The organism is Romboutsia sp., assembly GCF_035470145.1.
In the GTDB taxonomy this organism is placed as follows: Bacteria; Bacillota; Clostridia; order Peptostreptococcales; family Peptostreptococcaceae; genus Romboutsia_D.
Map to the genome: position 1 here is coordinate 1 of NZ_DATIRC010000195.1, position 1825 is coordinate 1825.

Here is a 1825-nt window from a genome sequence, read left to right on the forward strand (position 1 = left end):
ATTCTAGGAGATAAAATAAAGGGAGTGTCTTATAATGATTAAAATCATTATAAGACACTCCCTTTTATGTAAAATATTTCGCTGATATTATGTAAGCGAACTTTTTATATTAAACCTTCTTTTATTTCTTGTTCTACTATCTTCATTTCTTCAGGTGGCAATTTTTCCATAGTTATACCTGTTGCACCATAGAAAAGTGACATTAATGGATTTATTAAATTTAAGAATGCAAAAGGTGCATAAGCAATTGGAGATACTCCTAATGTTGCAAACATATATGCCCCACATGTATTCCATGGAATAAGTGAAGATGTTAATGTTGCACTATCCTCAAGAGCTCTTGATAAGTTTTTAGGATGTAATCCTAGTTTTCTATACTCATTTTTATACATTCTTCCTGGTAAAACTATTGCTAAATATTGTTCTCCTGTTGCTAAGTTTACTCCTATACAAGATACTATTGTTGCAAACACTAAACCAAATCTTCCTTTTGCTACCTTAAGTAGTGCACCAGCTAAAGCTTCAAGCATTCCTGTTTTTTCAAGTATTCCACCAAGAGTTAAAGCACATAGTATAAGTGAAACTGTCCACATCATACTATCAAGACCTCCACGAGTTAATAAATCATCAAAAGCTTGAACTCCAGTTTCAGATACATATCCATAGTGAGATGCATCTATTATTGATGCTAAATCTGATCCTTGGAAAACTCCTGCAAATATAGCCCCTAATAAAGCACCTCCTATAAGTCCTGGTATAGCTGGTACTTTAAATACAACCATAAGTATAACTACTACTGGTGGTATTAAAAGTACTGGCGATAATGTTTTAAATGATCCTTCTAGTGTAGTTCTTATAAGCTCTATTTGAGTTAAATCTAATTCTTGACCTGAATACTTCATACCTATAATTGTATATAAAACAAGTGCTATTAAAAGTGATGGTCCTGTTGTATAAATCATGTGTCTTACATGTTCAAATAGTGTTGTTCCTGCCATTGCAGGTGCTAAGTTTGTAGTATCTGATAGTGGTGACATTTTATCTCCAAAATATGCTCCAGATATTATAGCTCCTGCTACAATTGGTAAAGGCATTCCTAGGCCTTGGCCTATCCCTATAATTGCTATACCTACTGTCCCTGCTGTAGTCCATGAAGAACCTGTTGCAAGTGATACTATTGCACAGATTATACATGTTGCTGGTAAAAATACTGCTGGTGATATTATTTCAAGTCCCCAATAAATCATACTTGGTACTGTACCACTTAGTATCCATGTTCCTATTAGTGTCCCTACTACCATAAGTATAAGTATTGCTTGCATTGCCATTCTTATAGTATCCAAAGCTCCTTCTTCTAAATCTTTCCATGTGAATCCTAATTTAAATACTCCTACTAATGCTGCTGCAAGTGCTCCTAATATAAGTGGTATATGCGGGTCTGCGTCTAATTTAATTAATGAATAAGCTAAAACTGATATTAAAAATAATACTGGTATTAATGCCTCTCCTACGGTTGCCTTCCTTTTGGTTTTTGGTTGATTTTCCAAAATAATTCCTCCTCATTAATTTTTTTTAAATAAATATATTTATTTAATTATACTAAATTTTCTAAAAATTATGTTAATTTCTTTGAAATTTATACCAAATTTCTGTTTATCATTTCAACTACTGCAAAACTTGCAACATCTTGTGCAAATTTTCCTGGTCCAAATCCTGCATCATATCCTCTTTCTTTTGCAAGTTCATGGCTAATTCTTGGGCCTCCACAAATTAATACAACTTTGTCACGAAGTCCTTCTGCTTCTAGTAATTCTACTAAGTTTGT

1 protein-coding gene and 1 pseudogene are annotated in these 1825 nt (G+C 33.0%); both read right to left on the reverse strand.

What is annotated here, in order from left to right; genetic code table 11:
• Window positions 1–104: 104 nt before the first annotated feature.
• Entirely contained in the window at window positions 105–1547 is a 1443-nt protein-coding gene (nhaC, locus tag VLM92_RS08305; protein WP_325275872.1) for a Na+/H+ antiporter NhaC, read from the reverse strand.
• Window positions 1548–1636: 89 nt separating this feature from the next.
• A pseudogene (locus VLM92_RS08310) lies at window positions 1637–1825 on the reverse strand (hypothetical protein); the annotation flags it as partial.